This window comes from Paraburkholderia phenazinium, from assembly GCF_900141745.1.
GTDB classification, from domain to species: domain Bacteria; phylum Pseudomonadota; class Gammaproteobacteria; order Burkholderiales; family Burkholderiaceae; genus Paraburkholderia; species Paraburkholderia phenazinium_B.
This window is the reverse complement of the sequence record NZ_FSRM01000002.1, coordinates 561136-579538: the sequence shown is the minus strand read 5'-3', so window position 1 is coordinate 579538 and position 18403 is coordinate 561136. Positions and strand designations below refer to the sequence as shown.

The window sequence follows — 18403 nt, the reverse complement described above, 5'->3', positions numbered from 1 at the left end:
ATTGCGGAGACAATTTTGAGCAGCCCATCGCATACCGACGCCCGCCTGATCCTGCTAAGTCCGCAGGACAACTGCCTGATTGCAGGGGCGCGGCTCGAAGCCGGCACCGAGCTTGAGATCGAAGGCGAGCGCGTCACGCTCGCCAAGACGATCGAGCTTGGTCACAAAGTCGCACGCGGCGCGCTGGCGAAAGACGACAAGGTGCTGCGCTACGGCGCGGTCATCGGCCACGTGACCGGAGCCGTTGCGCGCGGCGAACATCTTCATACCCACAACCTCGAAAGCGACTACCTGCCCACGTACACGCACGATGCAGGTCACGAGTTCGTGCATCATTGATGCGGTGCAATACCGCGCTGGAACGATCATGACTGACACTTCCGAAGCAACGATCTCCACGACCGCCGGCACGCAGCCGATGCTGCAAGGCTATTTGCGCAGCGACGGCCGCAAGGGCATCCGCAATGTCGTTGCGGTCGCGTATCTCGTCGAGTGCGCGCATCACGTGGCACGGGAAATCGTCACACAGTTTCGCGAACCGCTCGATGCGTTCGATGATCCCGCAGCCGAGCGCGATCCGGCGGTTCATCTGATCGGGTTTCCCGGCTGCTATCCGAATGGCTATGCGGAAAAGATGCTCAAGCAGCTCACTACGCATCCGAATGTGGGCGCGGTGCTGTTTGTGTCGCTCGGTTGCGAGAGCATGAACAAGCACTATCTCGTCGACGTGGTGCGCGAGAGCGGCCGGCCCGTGGAAGTGCTCACGATCCAGGAAAAGGGTGGCACCCGCAGCACGATCCAGTATGGCGTGGACTGGGTACGCGATGCGCGCAAGCAACTGGCGGCGCAACAACGCGTGCCGATGGCGCTTAGCGAACTGGTGGTCGGCACGATCTGCGGCGGTTCGGACGGAACCAGCGGCATCACCGCGAATCCCGCCGTGGGCCGCGCGTTCGATCATCTGATCGAGGCCGGTTCGAGCTGCATCTTCGAAGAAACGGGCGAACTGGTGGGCTGCGAGTTCCATATGAAAACCCGCGCGGCGCGACCGGAACTGGGCGATGAAATCGTCGCCTGCGTGGCGAAGGCCGCGCGCTACTACTCGATTCTCGGCCACGGCAGTTTTGCGGTGGGTAATGCAGACGGCGGGTTGACCACGCAGGAAGAGAAGTCGCTCGGCGCGTACGCGAAGAGCGGGGCGTCGCCGATTGTCGGCATCATCAAACCGGGCGATGTTCCGCCGACCGGCGGCCTTTATCTGCTCGACGTGGTGCCGGATGGCGAGCCGCGCTTTGGCTTTCCGAACATTAGCGACAATGCCGAGATCGGCGAGCTGATCGCCTGCGGAGCGCACGTTATCCTGTTCACGACCGGACGCGGATCGGTGGTGGGCTCGGCCATTTCACCGGTCATCAAGGTGTGTGCGAATCCGGCGACCTATCGCAATCTCGCGGGTGATATGGATGTCGACGCGGGCCGGATTCTCGAAGGACGTGGCACGCTGGAAGAAGTCGGCCGCGAAGTGTTCGAGCAGACGGTGGCGGTGGCGCAAGGTGTAGCATCGAAGTCCGAAACGCTTGGGCACCAGGAGTTTATCCTGACGTACAAGACATTCGAGCCGGTTGGCCCGGCGTGTCTGCCGTCGAGCGCGGGGTCTGCGCAGCGGGTGGTGGAGATCGCTTCGCATTAAAACTGCATGGGACGCGAGTAAGCGCTAAAGCGCTAACTCGGACCGACCGCGGTAAAACTGCATGGGGTCCAAGTAAGCGCTAAAGCGCTAACTTGGACCGACAATGGAGACATCTGCATGACAGCAGCGATTGATTCAAACGTCGTAAAGCGCCGCCAGATTGGCCGGCGCGATCTGCAGGTGAGCGGGCTCGGTCTGGGCACGGCACCGCTCGGCGGCCTCTACCACGATCTGACGGAAGAACAGGCACTCGCCACGGTTGCCGCAGCCTGGGACGCAGGCGTGCGTTTCTTCGACACTGCGCCGCATTACGGCCATACGAAAGCCGAGCACCGGCTGGGCGATGCGCTGCGTCGCTATCCACGTGACCAGTATGTGCTGTCGACCAAGGTCGGACGGCGCTTTGTGCCGCGCACCAACCCATATGACGGCAGCGAAGGCTGGCAAGACCCGCTGCCGTTCGAGGCCATCTTCGATTACACCCACGACAGCATCCTGCGTTCGTTCGAGGACAGCCAGCAGCGGCTGGGCATCGTCGAGATCGACATCCTGCTGATTCATGATATCGGCCGTGTCACACACGGCGATAAGAATCCGGTCTACTGGAAGCAACTGACGGAAGGCGGCGGCTTTCGCGCGCTCGATGAATTGCGCTCGGCGGGTGTGGTCAAGGCTGTCGGCCTTGGTGTCAACGAAGGCGCGGCGGTTCTCGAGATGATGGCGGATTTCGACATCGACTGCGCGCTGTTGGCGGGCCGCTATACGTTGCTGGAACAGGCAACGCTCGACGACCTGTTGCCCGCCTGCGAGGCGCGCGGCGTAAGTATCCTGTTAGGCGGAGCATTTAACTCGGGCATTCTGGCGCGCGGTGTTCAAGGGGATCTGAAGTTCAACTATGGCGCTGCGCCCAAAGAAGTGATCGAGCGCGTGGCGCGGCTCGAAGCCGTATGCCGCGCGCACGATGTACCCTTGGCCGCGGCGGCGCTGCAGTTTCCCTACGCTCACCCAGCCGTCGCAACCGTGCTGACCGGGGCGCGCAGTGTCGAAGAATTGCGCGAGAACGTCGCTTCGTTCGACCGCCCGATTCCTGCTGAACTGTGGACGGCATTGCGCGACGAAGGTCTGCTGGATCCGCGGGCGCCGGTGCCTAAGGATTGACTACCCATGCACATCGACGCTCACCAGCATTACTGGGATCCGGCCCGTGGCGATTATGGCTGGCTGACGCCCGATCTGAAGTCGCTGTACCGGACCTTCGGGCCACAAGATCTCGCCCCGCTGCGTGAGCGCGCCGATGTGCAGCGTACGGTCGTCGTCCAGGCGGCGCCCACGGTTGAAGAGACCCGCTACCTGCTCGATCTCGCGCGCGAAGAGGCGTCGATTGCGGGCGTGGTCGGCTGGGTGCCGATGTTGTCCAACGATGCACCCGCCCTGATCGCTGAACTCGCACGTGACGCGAAATTCAAGGGCATCCGGCCGATGCTGCAAGACATCGCTGATGACGACTGGATTGCCAATCCCGATCTCGCACCCGCCGTCGAAGCGCTGATTGCTCACGACCTCGCGTTCGATGCGCTGATTTTTACGCGCCATGTCGACGCCCTCGCAATGTTCGTCAAGCGCTTTCCCAAGCTGCGCATCGTGGTCGATCACGGCGCCAAGCCGCCGATCCGGGACGGCGGCCATGAAGGCTGGCAAAGTTGGGCCGACGGCATCACACGTCTCGCCGGCTTGCCGCACGTCCATTGCAAACTCTCCGGGCTTGCGACTGAGGCCGCGTCCGGCTGGACGGAGGCCACGTTGCAACCCTACGTCGACCATCTGCTGAAGTCATTTGGTCCGGCGCGTCTGATGTGGGGCAGCGATTGGCCGGTGCTCGATCTGAACGGTGACTATCTGCTATGGCATTCGGTGGCGAATACACTGCTCAGCGGATTATCCGACGCGGAACGCGAAGCGGTGTTCGGCGCGAACGCGACGGCGTTCTACCGTCTGTGAAATTCATGGCAAGCTATCCCGTATAAAACTTCGCAAGCCATTTCAACTGGAGCCGTAGATGACACAAAGACTGGCCGGGAAGACGGCCCTGATTACTGCCGCCGGACAAGGCATCGGTCTTGCCACCGCCGAACTTTTCGCCAGCGAAGGCGCGCGGGTGATCGCTACCGATATCCGTATCGATTCGCTCGTCGGCAAGCCGGTCGAGGCGCGCAAACTCGATGTGCTCGACAAGGCCGCGATCCACGCGCTGGCCGCCGAACTCGGCCCGATCGATGTGCTGTTCAACTGCGCAGGATACGTCCACGCCGGATCGATTCTCGAAGCGACGGAAGAAGATTGGGACTTCGCGTTCAACCTGAACGCCAAGGCGATGTACCACACGATTCGCGCGTTTTTGCCGGGAATGCTGGAGAAGGGCAACGGTTCGATCATCAATATGTCGTCGGCGGCGTCGAGCGTAAAGGGCGTGCCGAATCGCTTCGTGTACGGCGCGTCTAAAGCGGCCGTGATCGGTTTGACGAAGGCCGTCGCTGCAGACTTCGTCACACGTGGTGTACGCTGTAACGCGATCTGCCCGGGCACGGTGGCTTCACCGTCGCTCGAACAGCGGATTGCGGCACAGGCGCAGGCGCAAGGCGCCACCGTCGACGCGGTGCAGGCGGCGTTCGTCGCCCGCCAGCCGATGGGCCGCGTCGGCAAGACCGAAGAAATCGCGGCGCTGGCGCTGTATCTCGCCTCCGACGAGTCGGGCTTTACTACCGGCCAGGCGCACGTGATCGACGGCGGTTGGTCGAACTAGCCTGTTTTTTCACTGAACACTCTGGATAGATAGGGAAGTGCAACGATGAAACTGCTTCGTTATGGGCCGAAAGGTCAGGAAAAACCCGGCTTGCTCGACGCGCAGGGCAAGATTCGCGATCTGTCGAAGGTGGTGGCCGATATCAATGGCGACACGCTGACGGACGCCGGTCTCGCGCAACTGCGCAAGCTCGACCCGGCATCGCTGCCGGTGGTCGAAGGCAATCCGCGCCTTGGGCCGTGCGTTGGCCGGATCGGCAAGTTCATCTGTATCGGCCTGAATTACGCCGATCACGCGGCCGAGTCGAATCTGCCGGTGCCTACCGAGCCGGTCGTGTTCAACAAGTGGAATAGCGCGGTCAGCGGCCCGAACGACGACGTCGAGATCCCGCGCGGCTCGAAGAAGACCGACTGGGAAGTCGAACTGGGCGTGGTGATCGGCAAGCCGGCCAAATACATTGATGAGGCGAACGCGCTCGACTACGTCGCCGGTTATTGCGTGATCAACGACGTCTCCGAGCGCGAATGGCAGATCGAACGCGGCGGTACGTGGGATAAGGGCAAGGGCTTCGACACGTTCGGCCCGATCGGCCCGTGGGTTGTCACGCGCGATGAAGTCGCCGATCCGCAGAACCTGAACTTGTGGCTCGAAGTGGACGGCCACCGTTATCAGAACGGCTCGACCAGGACGATGGTGTTCACCGTCGCGAAGCTCGTGTCGTATCTGTCGCAGTGCATGAGCCTGCAACCGGGCGATGTGATCTCGACCGGCACGCCGCCGGGCGTCGGCATGGGCGTCAAGCCGAACCCGATTTATCTGAAGCCGGGTCAGACTATCCGCCTCGGTATCGAAGGCCTGGGCGAGCAGCAGCAGAAGACTTACGCAGCAGAGTAATCCCTCAAGGCGACGGCACCGTTTCCCCGCCGTCGCCGATCCGGTTGATTGTCCCCTGCGCGACGGCGACGAGCCGCTCGCGATCGCCGTCCATCACAAAGATGTTGCACTGACAGGTCGCCTGATGCCGCCCGGCATAGACGACCTGCGCCCGCGCGACCAGCATGCCGTTCATCGCGGGCCGCAGATAATTGATCTTGTACTCGCCCGTGACGACCCGCGGCCCGAGTGCGAGCGCTCCGGCGAACGTGAGCGCATTGTCCGCCAGGTAACTGATCACTCCCCCGTGAACGAAGCCGTGTTGTTGCCGCAACTCGTCGCGAATCGGCAGGCATAGGGTCACCTCGTTGGCACTGGTGTGCATCAGCTCGGCGCCGAGGAGCATGCTGAAGGGCTGGGCATGGAGTGCGCCTCGTGCCCGGTCCAGTAGATCTGTCATCGTCGAATCCTTCGGGGCGATGCCCGTGGTGGCGTCCCTACCCACTCTAGGAAGCCCGTACGCGCCACGTCAAGGTGAATCGCAAAAATGACGCGCGGATTATTGTGTAAATCAATGTCAATAGAGTGATTGCGTCGCGAATCAGCTTGCAAGACAGTCTTTCACCGGGTTTTGCTCAAGAGAACGTTGGTGTTGCCGTAAACAGCGTCGTGGTTCTCCCGTCATTCAATGCAATTCAGGTGTTCACGATGTTTAGCAAGATCAAGGTCGCATCCGGCCTGCTGTGTGTTTTGGCCGCTTTTTGCCTGCTGCAACTGGTGACGGAAGGTTTGGGGTTCTGGTCGTTGACGCGTACCCATGACGACGTTGGCGAGCTGTCGAATGTCGCGTTGAATCAGGTCGATGCGGTGAATCGCACTACCCAGGCGCTGATGGACGCGCGCATCAACCTGTCGCGCGCCAGCACACGGATGGTGAAGGGCAGCGCCGAACCGGCCGACATCGTGCAGCACGCCCGCGACCAACTGGTGGCGGCGGATCAGTCGTTCACCTCTTTTACCAATGCCACCAAGACGAGCGACGAAAACAGCGCTCGGGCCGCCGCGCTCACTGACCGTTATCAGAAATATCACTCGGCGCTGGTCGAGCTGACGCAGGATCTCGACTCGGGCAACATCCAGGCCTTCCTCGATCAGCCCACTCAGTCTTTCCAGGACGCCTATCTCGGCGAACTGCATACCTTCGTAGAGTTCGCGGACGCCGCGAACCGGGCTTCTCTCGAGTCGATCGACAGCCGGCTTGCGTTGTTCCGCAGTGTTGGCGCGGCGATCCTGCTGTTGCTGCTGGCGGGTACGGTGGCAGTCTACCTGGCTCTGCGGCGCGGCGTGGTTGCGCCACTCGAAGAGGCGGGCCGTCATTTTGACCGGATTGCGCAAGGCAAGCTGGATCAGGCGATTAGCGCGCGTGGCACCAACGAAATCGGCCGTCTGTTTTCGGGGCTGGCGAGAATGCAGGCAAGCGTCGCGCGCACAGTGAAGACGGTGCGTGAATCGGCTGACTCGATTTACCTGGGCGCTAACGAAATTGCCACGGGCAACGCGGATTTGTCGGCGCGTACCGAGAGTCAGGCTGCCTCGCTGGAGGAAACCGCCTCGAGCATGGAAGAGTTGACTGCGACCGTGCGGCAGAACGCCGATCATGCGCGCGAAGCGAACGCGCTGGCGCAGACCGCACTGGATGCCACTTCGCGTGGCAGTGAGGTCGTGAATCAGGTGGTCGACAAGATGCGGGGGATCGCGCAGAGCTCGGACAAGATCGCGGAAATCATTTCGGTGATCGACGGCATCGCGTTCCAGACCAACATCCTCGCGTTGAACGCGGCGGTCGAAGCGGCACGGGCAGGCGAGCAAGGACGTGGCTTTGCGGTGGTGGCAGGGGAAGTACGCGGGCTCGCGCAGCGCAGCGCACAATCGGCCAAGGAGATCAAGACGCTGATCAGCGAGTCGGTCACAGAGATCAAGGGTGGCTCGACGCTCGTCGAGCACGCGGGCGGCGCGATGCGCAATGTCTCGGAGTCGATCTCGCGTGTCACGCAGATGATGGCGGAGATCAGCGCATCGTCGCTCGAGCAGAGCACTGGCATCGAGCAGGTCAACCAGGCCGTGGTGCAGATGGACGAGATGACGCAGCAGAACGCGGCGCTGGTCGAAGAAGCTGCTGCGGCCGCGGCCTCGTTGCATCAGCAGACGCAGCAACTGAAGGCGGCCGTCTCGGTGTTCGAGATTTCCGATGTCGTCCTAAGGATGCAGCAGTTCGACGAGTTGCGCGGCGAGCACGAGCGGGAGTTTTCGTTCGGTGCAGCGGTTTAAGCAGGCTTTTCTTAGGTTTATCCAGATCTAGCCGCGTCAGGCAGGCAGCGCTGCATACGCGGTGGCGAGATGATAAGGCGTCGTCGACGGCATGTCGGCGCGCGAAACCTCGCCTGTAGCCGTTTTGCACTCGTACCATCCTTGCGGGTGCAGAAAGCGTTGCTGGAAATGTTCGATCTGCCTTGGCAAGACAGCGCGCGCCGCGTCGTCATTCCGTGTAGCTAGAGCGCGCAGATATTCGCTCTGTGCCCAGATCCGCTGCGTCGCGTCCTTGACGCGCCCAGCTTCGTCGAGCGATGCAGCGACGCCGCCTGTCACCGGATCGACGCCATGCTGTTGCGCAAAGTCAAAAGCGCGCGTCAGAGCCTCGTCGAGTCCCGATCCTTCCAGCAACGTACCTGCCTGTTTGACCAACCAGAACCATTCGAACTGGTGACCCGGCTCCAGACGATTGTCATCCGCCCCTAACGGCAGCTCCGCGATGGAGCCCGTCGGCGCATGCACGAAAGTGCGTTCGATCGCGCCTGCCAGTTTGCGCAGCGCTGTATCGAATGCGCTATCGCCGGTCGCTGCGCGCGCGGCGAGCCACGCTTCCGTGAGGTGCATCAAGGGGTTTTGCACAGGCGTGCCGGTCACCGTCGAAAACGTTGCGTCCAACGCGGCGTTGAGCAGACCATCCTGCGCCGCGAAGCGGTCTTCGATCAGCCCCGACGTACTGTGCACCAGGTCCAGCGCATCCCGATTGCCCGAACGCGCGCCGTATTCGGCACACGCGAAGACCAGGAAAGCGTGCGTATAGAGGTCCTTGGTCGTATCGAGCGGCGTACCTTCTGAATCGACGCTATAGAACCATCCGCCCCGCTGCTTGTCTTGAAAGTAGTGCACGAGCGCATCGAACAGGCCTTCGGCGTGGGCCGTATCACCTGCCTGGGAGAAAACGAACAATTGCCGTGCGCAAGCCATCGCGCGGTAGCGTTCGGCCGGCAGGGGGCGATGGCTTTCGGCGCTGACTGCCTCGTACGGCAGTTTCAATGCAATGTTGAAGCCCGGCCCGCGCCAGATGGGCAGAACGACGCGTGCAAAATGATCGCGCAGGGCGGCGGCAAGGGTGATCGCGGAGGCGGGTGTGTTCATGCTATGAATCTGCTTGGGGTAGAGCCGTACAAGGTTGCGGGCGCTGGGTCCGGCAAGGCAGCGCGGGTCCAAGCATAAAGCAAACCGTCAGCGAGGGCACGTTTGCGACCCTCTCAAATGCGGTTCCAATAATTTCAGATAAGGAGGAACAACCATGCTGGGCAATGTCGAACTGGTCTCGCGGCTGGTGTTGGCCGCGGCGCTTGGCAGCGTCATCGGTATCGAGCGTGAGCGGCTGTCGTGGGCCGCGGGCTTGCGCACGCACATGCTGGTGTGCGTCGGCTCGGCGCTCATCATGATTGTCTCCGCGTTCGGTTTTGCCGATGTGCTCGGCGCCCAGAACGTCGTACTGGATCCCTCGCGGATGGCTGCCCAGGTGGTCTCCGGTATCGGCTTTCTGGGAGCGGGTTCGATCCTGATGCGCGGCGAGATCGTGCGCGGGCTGACGACTGCGGCGAGCCTGTGGTCGGTGGCGGCGATCGGGCTGGCGGTGGGCGGTGGCATGTACACGGCGTCGATCGCGGCGACCATCATCATCCTGATCATCCTGGCGGGGATCAAACCGCTCGAGCGGCGTTTCATCACAGTCAAGCAGCGGCGTCAGCTGACGTTGCTGGTCGAGCGCGGTGCGCTCACGTTTCACTCGCTGCACGATGCGCTCGGCGCGGCGAGCCCGCGTGTCAAACAGTTCGTGATGCAACAGAGCGACGATGCGCCCGAGTTCGATGTGGTGATGATCACGCTGCACCGGGTCTCCTCAACCGAATATGCTGCGATTCGCGATCGCTTGCGTGAACTGCCTTGCGTCAAGGAGCTTCGCGAGGACGATCCGACGGTTTAAATCGGCGATGGGCTTTAGCTGGCGCGGTTGGCCGTGAGACAATGCGCTCTCGAAAAAACTGATGGCATTTTGTAGCGGCATTCGGCGCCCGGTGGCCGGCGACGACCGCTTCTTTCTCTATGGCAGATTCCGCAGCATCCACGCAGTCCCGTACACCCCGCGCCGGCTCGAAGAAGCGGCGCGCCAATACCGTCTCCACCGAGACCGAAAATAAACTGGCACGCGCTGCCCGCTCGGCGCAGCGCTTAGCCCAACTGAGCGACGCGTCGCGCGACGACAGCACGCTCGACATGTTCCCCGACGATCCCACCCGCGCGACGCTGGAGGCGATGAATATCGACATCCGGCAAGGCACGCTGCATGGCTTTGAATTGCCGGACATTGTACTGGCTGCGGTTGGTGCGGCGACCAGTCTGGAGGGCGCGGCGAGCACTTCGTCCGAAGCGCGGGCGGCGCGCCGTGCGCCGCGTGAGAGGACCGAAGCGGCTTATGCGGCGGTGCCGTTGGCCGGGTTTGAACGTATCGAGCCGACGCAGAAAGTGAGTGCGCCTAAGGATTTATCTTCCGATGCTGCGGGCGCTGGCGGGGTGGTGCCTGAAGTGGTAGACGTGGCGGATGGGCAGGCGATACGGGTGGACGATTCGCAGCAGACCTCGCCGGCTGTTAGCTCGACGCTCGTCTCACCGTCGATGGCGGCGGCGAGCCTGGTGCGCAGCGTGACCGCACGGCGTCCGAGCGGCGATTCATCGTTCAGCCCGACTGTGCCGGCTACGTCGATCGCCACGACTACGCCGAGCCCACCGACTACGCCGACCTCCACGGCCGACAATTCTAAGCCGGCGGCTTTGCCGTCTCAGCGCATTGCTGCAAGCTTTGCGAAGTCAGCAACCGCCTCCAGCGAGACGGCGGATGTGAACGGCGAGGCATTGGATCGCGCGTCGACTGGGCCCACGACGGTGGAGGCCAAGCCCTTGCCCAACGACGCGGCGGGATTATCCACCCCGCCGGCGAGCGCACCGGAACTCGACCGGGCTCGCGCGACGGCATTCGCCGACACAGTCGACGCGCTGTACGGCGTGATCTCCGATCAGCGCCACGCGGCGACCGACCATACGCGCCGGATGAAATGGATGCTGTCGATCGTCGTCGGGGCGCTGCTGATGACTGTGGCGATCGGCATCACGCAGACCGTTCTGCTGATGCGTCTGACTCGTGAAACCACGGCGCAGCAGCACCGTATCGAACAGTTGATGCAGAACGAGCAGACGGCAATGACGAGTCTGCTCGACGCACACCTCGCAATGGCGAATCCGGTAGCAGGTGCCGCGTCTACTGCCGCGGCGCCGATTGCGACGCCTCCTCCCGCTGTTGCTACCGCGGCGCCTGCTGCTGCACCCGCCAGCAAGCGAAAAGCGCACACGCACGCTCACAAGCCTAAAGCGCTTCCCGCTGCCCACTGATCGAATCGGGTCGGAAGACGCGATGCCGCTTGCGGCATCCGTCGCCCGCTCAACCTGTTGCCCCTCTTGTCGTCTCGCAAGGCCAAGCCACCACGCCGCTTTCAAAGACACGGCGCGCCGACGCTCGCAAATGATAGGTGCGGTAAGGCGAGGCGACGCCAGCACGCCTCCTGAGGCGAATCGCGGGATTTAAACTTGCATTGTCAAAGCACAAACGATGGCCGGACCCCCGGCCGGCTTTCTGACGAGCGCAAGATGGCGACCAGCGAACACAAATTTTCAATCGACGAACTGATTCAGGCGCTGCTGCGCGCCCAAGGCATCCACGAGGGTCACTGGGCATTGAATGTCGAGTTTCTGGCGAGCGGCACCGCCGCGAATTCCCCGACCGACCCCGCAAAGACGTTGCCGGCGCTGTTGGTATCGGTCGTTAGCGCCACGCTGGTCCGTACCGAAAATGCCGCGCGGGGTACGTTGGACGCAGCCGTCGTCAATCCGCGCAAGCGTGTCGCAGCGGCGAAAACCGCGCGGACAAGGAAGGCGCACCCCAGTACGCTGCAATGATCGCGGAGCTGATAGGGCCGAATCGCGTGTTGTTCGCCTGCGCGCCGGCATAGCTTTCTTGTTGTAATGACGCAACGCAACATCCCGTCGAATGGGTGCGACAAGCGACCACAGTCAAAAAATGTTGCAACGCACTAGCTTTTCCCTAGGGAAAACCCCTATAATGCTTCTTAAGGGAAAACCCTAGCAACCAATCAACCGGGAGTCGCCATGAGCGTTATCTTTGCATTGTTCCAAAAGGTCAGCGACCTCTTCGCGTCGCCCCATCTGCCGATGGATTCGGATTACTCGTACGAAGCGCGTAGCCGCGAAGCTGAACGTCAGCGTCGTGCGCAGTCCACGCTGTTCGGCATCAAGCTGAGCGACTAATTCGCTCAGGTCTGGCGCGGTGAGCCGCGCCGGGTGCGCGCCCTTGGCGCGCGCTGCTGCATACGAGCCACGGCCTTGCCGTGGCTTTTGTTCGTTTACGGCCTGGCATTCGTGCATCTACGGGCCTGAATTAGCTGTCAGAAGAAAAAACAGGGCTTTCGAATGCATTGCTGAATATTTCAACGCCGAAATGAATGTAACGATGACTGACTGCCGTAGCGCGCTGGATCGGCGTAGAGGGGCTCGCCAACGTGCGAAAAAGCTTGCACTTTCCCGACGGAAAGGCTCGTTCATCGATCCCCGAATATTGATACTTCTTCTTACAAGCGCTCACGTCTTTAATCGTTTGGCCCCGTTAAAGTTGTTTTCAAGCGCAGGGCACCGGGCGTCGTGGCGATCAGCCAGCCTGCACCTGAGCAAACCTTGAATCGGAGGTCTCACTATGAAAACGTTGAACAAGACATCGCGTACCATCCTCGCCGCTCTGGTAGCTGGCGGCGCATTGCTCACCGCAGGCAGCGCTTTCGCACAGGCAGACCGCGTCGTGATTTCGGCGCCGGGCCCGGTTGCAACTTATGACCAACCGCGAATGATCCCGGTGGGCGTGCAGATCGATATCGGCTGGCACGGCGACCGTTATTGGGACGGCCATCGTTATTGGGCGCACGACGACTGGATGCGTCACCACCCGCACGATCGGGATCCGTATCGGCACGACGACCACCGTCAGTAATGGTGCGGTGGTAACGGCGCCTTTGGCGCCGATGTGAGGTCTGACGAGGCCGGTCTCTCATGATGAGGGGCCGGCTTTGTCGTTTTGCAATTCCGCCTAGGTCGCCAGATTGCTAAAATATGCGCAAATAGCGTATATTTCGAGATGAGAGCCGTTTTTGTCGAGTTGGTAGCATTCCGGAAGCATCGTAGCGACTATCTGTCGGATGATGAATACAGGTTTTTGCAAGAAGAGTTGCTTGCCGAGCCTGGCGCTGGAGATGTCATTAGAGGCACGGGTGGTCTGCGCAAGCTTCGTTTTGCCGATAAGCGGCGAAACAAGGGCAAGCGTGGCGGTCTGCGCGTGATTTACTACTATTGGGTCGGTGGCTTCCAATTCTGGATGTTCACGCTCTACGACAAAGACGAAATGAGCGATCTAACGAACGACGAGCGCAAAGAGCTGGCGCGCATGCTCGAAGTCGAAATTGCGCAACGGAGTGCACGATGAAGCGGAACCTGTTTGCCGAATTGAAGGAAGGCATGGCTGAACTTGCCGGCGAACGCGAAGGCAAACTGACGCTGCGCACGGTAGACGTCGAGGTTCCTGACGCACTTGACGTTTCGCCGGAGGAAATCAGAACTGTTCGAGAGGCGCTACACGCATCGCAGGCGGTGATGGCTCGACGTTTGCGCGTTAATCAGCGTACGTATCAGAATTGGGAGCAAGGAAAGGCAAAGCCCAATGCGCAAGCGGCCGTTTTGATCAAGCTGGTCGAGAAACATCCAGAGACACTGAGACTGCTCGAAGCACTGTGACTTCCTAAGTGATTAGGCCGCCTTCGGGCGGTTTTTTATTTCCGCTATGTGTTCTCTGCTTTTCTTGGCGCTTTCGCCTGGACTCATCTAGCCGGAGCCGCCGCCATGATGCGACAGCCATCACAAGGCAGCGAGCGAGGTTGACGTCAGCCCGTCCGTCGCAAATCCCGCCTCTGCGCTATCCTTAAACGCTTTCATCGACGCCCCAGCGGGAGAGCAGCTTGGATAACGCAGTAGTAGGTGTGGTAGGCACGGGCCTGATGGGCGTGGGTATTGCGACGCAGAGCGCGTTGCATGGATATCGGACGATCGTGCATGACGTCGACGCAGCGCGTCTCGCCAGCGTCGCGCCCAAAGCGGAAGCGGTGCTCGACGAACTGATCGACGCTGGCCGCATTGATGCAGCAGCCAAGCGCGCGGCCCTCGCGCGCATCGAAACGCACACTACGCTCGAAACGATGGCGGCCGCGCAATTCGTCATCGAAGCGATCCCCGAGGTACTGGAGCTGAAGCATCGCGTTTACGCGTCGCTCGCTCAACTGCTTGCTGACGACACCATTCTCGCCAGCAATACCAGCGGCTTTACTCCCGATCAGCTCGCCGCTCCATTGCGTCACAAAGAGCGCTTCCTGATCGCGCATTTCTGGAATCCTCCGCATATGATTCCGCTCGTCGAGGTGGTGCCCGGCACGCTCACTGACCCGTACGTTACCCAGCAGACGGTGGCCTTGATGAGCCGCATCGGCATGGAACCGGTTGTGCTGACGAAGGCGATACCGGGCTTTGTCGGAAACCGCCTGCAGTTTGCCGTGCTCCGTGAGGCGCTCAACATCGTGCGCTCGGGCGCGGCGACGCCGGAGGTGGTGGATCGTGTGGTGAAGGCTTCGCTTGGACGCCGCTGGGGTGTCGTGGGACCGCTCGAGGGCGCCGACCTCGGCGGCCTCGACACCTTCCTCGATATCGCTTCCCACTTGATGCCTGAACTCGCAAAAGATGAGGACGTACTCGATCTTTTACGCAAGCAGGTCGGTGTGGGGCGCGTAGGCGTTCGCAGCGGCGCCGGCTTTTATGATTGGGACGATGCGCATCTGGCGCAGGTGAAGGAAGGACGCAAAAAAGTGATTAGCCGCGGTTGATCCGCCGTGATCCGGATGGTCGATGCCGTGAAGCCCGAAGGGTTTGCGACACCGCTCCACAAACCAGGCCGCCAGACACGAAACCGGCGCCAGCCATGCAATTAACCCAAAAGTTCCAGACAACCGCTCCCTCCAACATGAACGACACCTACTTCTACGACCCGGCCACAGGCCACGGTCTCAAGCACGATCCGTTCAAGGCGATCGTTGCTCCGCGCCTGATCGGCTGGATCTCGACCCGCAGTGCTGCCGGCCACCTCAACCTGGCGCCGTACAGCTTCTTTGGCGCCTTCGCGACCTTCCCGGCCATCATCGGTTTCTGCAGTGAAGGCCGCAAAGACAGCATCGGCAATATCGAGGAAACCGGCGAATTCGTCTGGAATCTCGCCACCAAGCCGCTTGCCGAGCAGATGAACCGCAGCTCCGCACCGGTTGCCCCCGAGGTCGACGAATTCCAGCTCGCCGGACTCACGCCGGTGCCGGGCCGCAGCGTTTCGGTGCCGCACGTCGGCGAATCGCCCGCAGCGCTCGAATGCAAGCTGCTACAGATCGTGCGCCTGAACTCCCTCGACGGAACACCGATGGATAACTACCTCGCCCTCGGCCAGGTGGTCGGCGTCCATATCCAGAATGCCTATCTCAAGGACGGTCTGTTCGACACGCACGCGGCCCAGCCGATCATGCGCGCGGGCTATCGCGCCGACTATGCGCAGATCGGCGAGATGTTTCAGATGATCCGTCCGACTGCGTGAACCATTGTGGTTCGCCGGTTTGAAAATAGCCACCAGCGAAGCTGGAACGCTTGATGCTTGAAAACGGCGCTCACCGTGCCGTTTTCCTTGCCCGTTCATCTTCCTGGAGCGCGATCATGTCTACCGAATTCGCCACGCAGTTTTCGCATGTCCGTCCGCAAGACACTTCGTATGAGGACCAGGGCCTGCGCGACTTCTTTCTCTATCGCGATCTCGGTATCGCGCAAGCGACGGGAGGCAAGGTTCTGGCGCAACTCGTGAAGGCGAACCATGCACCAGAGCAAGGCACCGGCTGGCACCGTCATGAGGCCGATTTCCACATTGTGATCATGCTGAAGGGCTGGGCGCGCTTCATGTATGGCGAGAAGGAGACGCTTGTCGCCGCCGGCGATTGCGTCCATCAGGCGCCCGGCATCGTTCACTACCTGTTCGACTACTCCGAAGATATGGAGTACATCGAAATTGTTTCGCCTGCGGATTTCAAATCGATCGACGTGGAGGGGCCGTGCGACGTCCCGGCCGTCACGCCGTGGAAAGGCGTAACGGCTTGAACGTGGCAGAAATCGTATCAGGCCGCCGGTAGGGCGCAGGCAACGAAGCGTCTCCTACCGGTTCAACTCAAGCGACGTTGCTTCGTGGCGATGCCAGCGACGCTTTACCCGAAGATGACGCGTCCGCAGCCGCCGCCGTTACAGCAGATGCGGCTGGCGCGGCAATCGGCGCCGCTGCCACAGGCACCGGCCGGATCGCCTGTGCACGTGAGCTGACCGCGACCGCACGCGGCTCGTTGTCGTAGATCACTGCCCGCACACGTGGATAGATATGCCGCTCCCAACGATGGCCGTTGAACACCCCGTAATGGCCGACGCCCGTCTGCACATGATGGGTTTTCAGATAAGGCCGAAGCTTGTCGCACATATCTTGCGCCGCGAGCGTCTGGCCGACCGCGCAGATATCGTCCTTCTCACCCTCGACGGTTAACAAGGCCGTGCGGCGAATCTTCGACGGTTCGATCAGGCGTCCGCCCACCTCCAGCTCATGCAGCGGCAACGCATGGCGTTGAAATACGGTCTCGACGGTTTCCAGATAGAAATCCGCCGTCAGATCCATTGTTGCGAAGTATTCCTCGTAGAAGATCCGGATGGTGTCCGCCTTGGCCGGATCGCCTTTGGCGCGCTCGTAATACATCGTCTCGAACGAATCGAGGTGACGGCCAAGATTCATCGCCATGAACGCGTTGAGCTGCACGAAGCCGGGATACACGCGGCGGTGTGCGCCGGCAAAGCCGAACGGCACCGCGCTGATCAGATTGCGTTCGAACCATTCAATCGGCTTGCTCTTGGCGAGCGCGTTGACCTTGGTCGGATTGATGCGCGTATCGAGCGGTCCAGCCATAAGCGTCATGCTCGCGGGCTGCGCGGGATGGTCGTCCGCGGCCATCAGCGACACCGCCGCGAGGGCGGCAACCGTCGGCTGGCAAACAGCCAGCAGATGGGTACCGGGACCGATTGCTTCAACGAAGTCGATAATGTGCTGGACGAATTCCTCAAAGCCAAAGCGTCCCTGCGACAACGGGACGTCGCGCGGGTTGTGCCAGTCGGTGATGTAGACGTCGTGCTCGGCGAGCATCGTCTTGACGGTGCCCCGCAACAGGGTCGCGAAGTGGCCGGACATCGGCGCAATCACCAGCACGCGCGGCTGAGCGGGTGAGGGGGCCTGTTCCTTGCGGAAATGCAGCAGCGAGCAGAACGGCGTGCGCGCAGCAACTTCCTCGACAAGCTTGATGGGCTTGCCGTCCACCTCGATGGTGTCCAGCTCGAACGGTGGTCTCGAGTGCGTCAGACCGGCCAGCGTGATCAGGTCGCAAGACGCACGTAGCGAACGGCCGTGTGGCGTTTCGCTGAACGCCGGCCATGCGTTCAACGAATGATTGATAAGCGCCGCGCCGTGCCGGGCCGGAAGCATCAGGTCGGCAAACGCCTGGTAAGCGGGATATGCGAACAGGTTCATAGCCTTCGCACGAATGCCCAAAAGGAAGGAGCCCGAATAGAGGCAATACGTGTGCCAATGCGCCAGGCAGTGCCCGGCACCCGCCCACGCTGGCATAGCATTTGCACCATTGCGAGCAGGGTGCTGGTTTTGCCGCGGTTTGGTGCGCGCACGCACCACAGCGTGCATAGGGCGACCCGACACCATGGGCAGCACAGACAGGGCTCCCGCTTAGGAGGAGATTGGTATGGCGAATACGACGCTCACCATCAGCAGCAAGAACTATTCGTCATGGTCCCTGCGGGGCTGGCTGCTGACGAAGTTCAGCGGATTGCCTTTCGAAGAGATCGTGATGCCGGTGGATGACCCCAGCGCGCGCGCCGAACTGCTCCTGCTTTCGCCATCGATTCTAGTGCCTTGTCTGTTTCACGACGGCATCAAGGTGTGGGACACATTGGCGATAGCCGAGTATCTCAACGAGGTGCAGCCCGATGCGAAGCTGTTGCCGGACGACCGGCGCGCCCGGGCGCACTGCCGGGCGATCAGCGGCGAGATGCATTCGGGGTTTGGTTCGTTGCGCTCGGCACTGCCCATGAACCTCAAGGCGCACTTTCCAGGTTTCAAGGTGTGGGCACGCGCGCAGTCCGACATCGACCGGATCGTCGCAATCTGGCGCGAGTGTCTCGAGCAATACGGCGGCCCTTATCTGTTTGGAGAACGTAGTGTCGCCGATGCGATGTATGCACCTGTGGTGACCCGCTTTGTCACCTATGACGTCAAGCTTGACCCGGATATCGTCGAATACGGACAGCGCATCCTCGCGCTGCCGGAGATGCAGCAATGGATCGCCGACGCGCAGCAGGAAATCGACGAGATCGATGAGCTGGACGTCGAATTCTAAGCACCCTCACAACTTCGCGTTTCGCTTCAGACCCGG

21 protein-coding genes are annotated in these 18403 nt (G+C 61.5%); 18 read left to right on the top strand and 3 right to left on the bottom strand.

The features are described from left to right. Window positions 1-15 precede the first annotated feature (15 nt). The 6 genes from BUS06_RS22625 (at window position 16) to BUS06_RS22600 (ending at window position 5384) form a co-directional block, all read left to right on the top strand. Window positions 16-339, top strand: a complete 324-nt coding sequence (locus tag BUS06_RS22625) for a UxaA family hydrolase (protein ID WP_429289134.1) — start codon at window positions 16-18, stop codon at window positions 337-339. 28 nt (window positions 340-367) lie between these two features. After that, window positions 368-1690 carry a UxaA family hydrolase gene (locus BUS06_RS22620; RefSeq protein WP_074266666.1) on the top strand — a complete coding sequence of 441 codons (1323 nt, stop codon included), beginning with the start codon at window positions 368-370 and terminating at the stop codon, window positions 1688-1690. A gap of 117 nt (window positions 1691-1807) precedes the next feature. Continuing rightward, entirely contained in the window at window positions 1808-2848 is a 1041-nt protein-coding gene (locus BUS06_RS22615; protein WP_074266665.1) for an aldo/keto reductase, read from the top strand. Window positions 2849-2854: 6 nt separating this feature from the next. After that, a complete protein-coding gene (locus BUS06_RS22610) occupies window positions 2855-3688 on the top strand; it encodes an amidohydrolase family protein (protein ID WP_074266664.1) in 834 nt (277 codons plus the stop codon). A 58-nt stretch (window positions 3689-3746) separates the two neighbouring features. After that, on the top strand, window positions 3747-4490 hold the full coding sequence (locus tag BUS06_RS22605) for an SDR family oxidoreductase (RefSeq protein WP_074266663.1): 744 nt from the start codon (window positions 3747-3749) through the stop codon (window positions 4488-4490). A 45-nt stretch (window positions 4491-4535) separates the two neighbouring features. After that, entirely contained in the window at window positions 4536-5384 is an 849-nt protein-coding gene (locus tag BUS06_RS22600; protein ID WP_074266662.1) for an ureidoglycolate lyase, read from the top strand. 4 nt (window positions 5385-5388) lie between these two features. Here the strand turns inward: BUS06_RS22600 and BUS06_RS22595 are convergent, their stop codons facing one another. Beyond that, window positions 5389-5823 carry a PaaI family thioesterase gene (locus BUS06_RS22595; protein ID WP_074266661.1) on the bottom strand — a complete coding sequence of 145 codons (435 nt, stop codon included), beginning with the start codon at window positions 5821-5823 and terminating at the stop codon, window positions 5389-5391. A 248-nt stretch (window positions 5824-6071) separates the two neighbouring features. Between BUS06_RS22595 and BUS06_RS22590 the strand changes: the two genes are divergently transcribed. Further along, a complete protein-coding gene (locus tag BUS06_RS22590) occupies window positions 6072-7691 on the top strand; it encodes a methyl-accepting chemotaxis protein (RefSeq protein ID WP_074269239.1) in 1620 nt (539 codons plus the stop codon). Window positions 7692-7727: 36 nt separating this feature from the next. Here BUS06_RS22590 and BUS06_RS22585 read toward each other — a convergent pair whose 3' ends face one another. Beyond that, window positions 7728-8825 (bottom strand): AGE family epimerase/isomerase, encoded by a 1098-nt coding sequence (locus BUS06_RS22585; protein ID WP_074266660.1) that lies wholly within the window; start codon window positions 8823-8825, stop codon window positions 7728-7730. A 154-nt stretch (window positions 8826-8979) separates the two neighbouring features. Between BUS06_RS22585 and BUS06_RS22580 the strand changes: the two genes are divergently transcribed. The 10 genes from BUS06_RS22580 to BUS06_RS22540 all read left to right on the top strand — a co-directional run bounded on the left by BUS06_RS22580 (window position 8980) and on the right by BUS06_RS22540 (window position 16028). Beyond that, window positions 8980-9666, top strand: a complete 687-nt coding sequence (locus tag BUS06_RS22580; protein ID WP_074266659.1) for an MgtC/SapB family protein — start codon at window positions 8980-8982, stop codon at window positions 9664-9666. Window positions 9667-9785: 119 nt separating this feature from the next. Continuing rightward, window positions 9786-11126, top strand: coding sequence for a hypothetical protein (locus BUS06_RS22575; protein WP_074266658.1), 1341 nt, complete (start codon window positions 9786-9788; stop codon window positions 11124-11126). A gap of 255 nt (window positions 11127-11381) precedes the next feature. Next, window positions 11382-11690: a hypothetical protein gene (locus BUS06_RS22570; protein WP_074266657.1), complete on the top strand. Its 309-nt coding sequence runs from the start codon at window positions 11382-11384 to the stop codon at window positions 11688-11690. Window positions 11691-11900: 210 nt separating this feature from the next. Continuing rightward, window positions 11901-12059: a hypothetical protein gene (locus tag BUS06_RS37910; RefSeq protein WP_167379418.1), complete on the top strand. Its 159-nt coding sequence runs from the start codon at window positions 11901-11903 to the stop codon at window positions 12057-12059. A 442-nt stretch (window positions 12060-12501) separates the two neighbouring features. Then, on the top strand, window positions 12502-12792 hold the full coding sequence (locus BUS06_RS22565; RefSeq protein WP_074266656.1) for a hypothetical protein: 291 nt from the start codon (window positions 12502-12504) through the stop codon (window positions 12790-12792). A 144-nt stretch (window positions 12793-12936) separates the two neighbouring features. After that, window positions 12937-13281, top strand: a complete 345-nt coding sequence (locus BUS06_RS22560; protein ID WP_074266655.1) for a type II toxin-antitoxin system RelE/ParE family toxin — start codon at window positions 12937-12939, stop codon at window positions 13279-13281. Next, complete coding sequence (locus BUS06_RS22555) at window positions 13278-13589, top strand: helix-turn-helix domain-containing protein (protein ID WP_074266654.1); 312 nt, start codon at window positions 13278-13280, stop codon at window positions 13587-13589. The genes BUS06_RS22560 and BUS06_RS22555 overlap by 4 nt, the downstream gene beginning before the upstream one ends. 260 nt (window positions 13590-13849) lie before the next feature. Beyond that, window positions 13850-14725 carry a 3-hydroxyacyl-CoA dehydrogenase family protein gene (locus tag BUS06_RS22550; RefSeq protein ID WP_254369070.1) on the top strand — a complete coding sequence of 292 codons (876 nt, stop codon included), beginning with the start codon at window positions 13850-13852 and terminating at the stop codon, window positions 14723-14725. 137 nt (window positions 14726-14862) lie between these two features. Then, a complete protein-coding gene (locus BUS06_RS22545) occupies window positions 14863-15477 on the top strand; it encodes a flavin reductase family protein (RefSeq protein WP_074266652.1) in 615 nt (204 codons plus the stop codon). Window positions 15478-15593: 116 nt separating this feature from the next. Then, window positions 15594-16028: a cupin domain-containing protein gene (locus tag BUS06_RS22540; protein ID WP_074266651.1), complete on the top strand. Its 435-nt coding sequence runs from the start codon at window positions 15594-15596 to the stop codon at window positions 16026-16028. Between the two features lie 67 nt (window positions 16029-16095). On the opposite strand, the gene BUS06_RS22535 is transcribed toward BUS06_RS22540, so the two are convergent. After that, window positions 16096-17487, bottom strand: a complete 1392-nt coding sequence (locus BUS06_RS22535; protein ID WP_074266650.1) for a polyhydroxyalkanoate depolymerase — start codon at window positions 17485-17487, stop codon at window positions 16096-16098. Between the two features lie 226 nt (window positions 17488-17713). Here BUS06_RS22535 and BUS06_RS22530 point away from each other — a divergent pair, with 226 nt between their 5' ends. Then, window positions 17714-18367, top strand: coding sequence for a glutathione S-transferase family protein (locus tag BUS06_RS22530; RefSeq protein WP_074266649.1), 654 nt, complete (start codon window positions 17714-17716; stop codon window positions 18365-18367). The last annotated feature ends 36 nt before the right edge of the window (window positions 18368-18403 follow it).

Excerpts from the sequence above, each read along its gene's own strand:
- BUS06_RS22595 (WP_074266661.1), bottom strand. The coding sequence starts at position 5,823 with ATGACAGATCTACTGGACCGGGCACGAGGCGCACTCCATGCCCAGCCC.
- BUS06_RS22570 (WP_074266657.1), top strand. The coding sequence starts at position 11,382 with ATGGCGACCAGCGAACACAAATTTTCAATCGACGAACTGATTCAGGCG.
- BUS06_RS22565 (WP_074266656.1), top strand. The coding sequence starts at position 12,502 with ATGAAAACGTTGAACAAGACATCGCGTACCATCCTCGCCGCTCTGGTA.
- BUS06_RS22550 (WP_254369070.1), top strand. The coding sequence starts at position 13,850 with ATGGGCGTGGGTATTGCGACGCAGAGCGCGTTGCATGGATATCGGACG.
- BUS06_RS22545 (WP_074266652.1), top strand. The coding sequence starts at position 14,863 with ATGAACGACACCTACTTCTACGACCCGGCCACAGGCCACGGTCTCAAG.
- BUS06_RS22580 (WP_074266659.1), top strand. The coding sequence starts at position 8,980 with ATGCTGGGCAATGTCGAACTGGTCTCGCGGCTGGTGTTGGCCGCGGCG.
- BUS06_RS22590 (WP_074269239.1), top strand. The coding sequence starts at position 6,072 with ATGTTTAGCAAGATCAAGGTCGCATCCGGCCTGCTGTGTGTTTTGGCC.
- BUS06_RS22610 (WP_074266664.1), top strand. The coding sequence starts at position 2,855 with ATGCACATCGACGCTCACCAGCATTACTGGGATCCGGCCCGTGGCGAT.
- BUS06_RS22600 (WP_074266662.1), top strand. The coding sequence starts at position 4,536 with ATGAAACTGCTTCGTTATGGGCCGAAAGGTCAGGAAAAACCCGGCTTG.
- BUS06_RS37910 (WP_167379418.1), top strand. The coding sequence starts at position 11,901 with ATGAGCGTTATCTTTGCATTGTTCCAAAAGGTCAGCGACCTCTTCGCG.
- BUS06_RS22605 (WP_074266663.1), top strand. The coding sequence starts at position 3,747 with ATGACACAAAGACTGGCCGGGAAGACGGCCCTGATTACTGCCGCCGGA.
- BUS06_RS22530 (WP_074266649.1), top strand. The coding sequence starts at position 17,714 with ATGGCGAATACGACGCTCACCATCAGCAGCAAGAACTATTCGTCATGG.
- BUS06_RS22535 (WP_074266650.1), bottom strand. The coding sequence starts at position 17,487 with ATGAACCTGTTCGCATATCCCGCTTACCAGGCGTTTGCCGACCTGATG.
- BUS06_RS22585 (WP_074266660.1), bottom strand. The coding sequence starts at position 8,825 with ATGAACACACCCGCCTCCGCGATCACCCTTGCCGCCGCCCTGCGCGAT.
- BUS06_RS22540 (WP_074266651.1), top strand. The coding sequence starts at position 15,594 with ATGTCTACCGAATTCGCCACGCAGTTTTCGCATGTCCGTCCGCAAGAC.
- BUS06_RS22555 (WP_074266654.1), top strand. The coding sequence starts at position 13,278 with ATGAAGCGGAACCTGTTTGCCGAATTGAAGGAAGGCATGGCTGAACTT.
- BUS06_RS22575 (WP_074266658.1), top strand. The coding sequence starts at position 9,786 with ATGGCAGATTCCGCAGCATCCACGCAGTCCCGTACACCCCGCGCCGGC.
- BUS06_RS22560 (WP_074266655.1), top strand. The coding sequence starts at position 12,937 with ATGAGAGCCGTTTTTGTCGAGTTGGTAGCATTCCGGAAGCATCGTAGC.
- BUS06_RS22615 (WP_074266665.1), top strand. The coding sequence starts at position 1,808 with ATGACAGCAGCGATTGATTCAAACGTCGTAAAGCGCCGCCAGATTGGC.
- BUS06_RS22620 (WP_074266666.1), top strand. The coding sequence starts at position 368 with ATGACTGACACTTCCGAAGCAACGATCTCCACGACCGCCGGCACGCAG.